General features: G+C 50.2%; 1 protein-coding gene. It reads right to left on the minus strand.

The window, feature by feature from the left end; genetic code table 11:
* A partial coding sequence (locus J5224_RS33950) for an HrpJ domain-containing protein (RefSeq protein ID WP_319802550.1) occupies positions 1-443 on the minus strand: 443 nt, incomplete at its 3' end.
* Positions 444-598: the final 155 nt, after the last annotated feature.

Below are 598 nucleotides of genomic sequence, written 5' to 3' on the forward strand. Positions count from 1 at the left end.
TCCGAGAATTTTTCGAGATCGGCCATCGCCTCTTTTATTCTTTTCTTTTGTAACGCAGAAAGTTGACGATTAAGCATCAGTTCACGCAATGCCAGCATCAAGTCGCTGTCATTGGGGAAGAGACTTCTGCCGTATTTCAGCAGTCCATCTCTGTTCAAGGACAGCCTGGACACTTGCTTAATCAAAGCATCGTGCTTTTCGTCAGCCTTCTCTTCCAACATGGAAGAAAGAAAGTCATGCTCAATACTGTCGTTCCTGCGGCCCATTCGGCTAAAACGACCAAATGTACTCAGCACATCGGCAAATTCTTCGGCAGCATTGCTGATCTGCTCCACTGGCTGGTGCTCACCCTCCTCACTGGTGGCTGACACCGTTAACCTGTTGTTCTCCTCCCTAAAATCCGTGCGCAGGAGGCTTGCTCGCCCAAGAGGAGGTATTGCCATCTACATGCCTTGCCGTTTGTTCATAAATTGCCGCAACATGGTGACCGTTGACTGCAGTGTTGCCGTATCTGCGCCGACAAGGTTTCGACCCAGTACCGGGTTATTGTCCCAACGCCCTTGCCAGGTTTCACCATATGCCAACAAGCGTGGCTGAA

Source organism: Candidatus Symbiopectobacterium sp. NZEC135, from assembly GCF_025962695.1.